Origin of the sequence: Morganella sp. HMSC11D09 (genome assembly GCF_001807955.1) — a bacterium.
GTDB lineage: Bacteria > Pseudomonadota > Gammaproteobacteria > Enterobacterales > Enterobacteriaceae > Morganella > Morganella morganii.
Window position 1 is genome coordinate 1 of sequence record NZ_KV791682.1, and the last position, 539, is coordinate 539.

Genomic DNA, 539 nt, shown 5'->3' on the forward strand with positions numbered 1-539 from the left:
CCGGTTGCGGGATTTCCCTATCACTCAACATACGGAACACTCCGCAGGGGGTGGATATGCGCATGTCCGACAAATATTCCAGCCCTACAGCATACGCCTGGGGGCTTATAACCTCTGCCTTTGGCATTTTATCTCTGGATCAGTGGGCTATTGTTGCCGGGATCATCTGTACCGTCGGTACGTTCCTGGTTAACTGGTATTACAAACGGAAGGAATTTCAGCTGAAAGCCGGAGAACATCATGAATAAGCGATTGGTTAAAAAGGTAATGGCTGCTTGTACTGCCGGGGCAATTGCCGGTGCGCTGGTGCTGATCCCCGTATATGAAGGTGTTGAGTATACGCCTTATCGTGATGTGGCCGGAGTGCTCACCGTATGTTATGGCCATACCGGCAGTGATATTCAGCCCGGCAAGCTGTACACGGACGCTGAATGCAAGGCCTTGTTGCACGACGACCTGACGAAAGTCCGGCGCGCGGTTGATCCTATGATCAAAGTGCCGATTGATGACAATACCCGGGCGGCCATCTATTCATTTGT

At 51.8% G+C, this 539-nt stretch carries 2 protein-coding genes; both read left to right on the plus strand.

The window, feature by feature from the left end:
* Positions 1-56 precede the first annotated feature (56 nt).
* The gene (locus HMPREF3119_RS07630; RefSeq protein WP_004238694.1) at positions 57-248 is read left to right on the plus strand and encodes a phage holin family protein; all 192 of its coding nucleotides are present in this window, start codon (positions 57-59) and stop codon (positions 246-248) included.
* Positions 241-539, plus strand: a 299-nt coding sequence (locus tag HMPREF3119_RS07635; RefSeq protein ID WP_168162280.1) for a glycoside hydrolase family protein, incomplete at its 3' end; no start/stop codon positions are given. The genes HMPREF3119_RS07630 and HMPREF3119_RS07635, both read left to right, overlap by 8 nt.

Coding starts and splice junctions, on each gene's coding strand:
- HMPREF3119_RS07630 (WP_004238694.1), top strand. CDS start 57: ATGCGCATGTCCGACAAATATTCCAGCCCTACAGCATACGCCTGGGGG.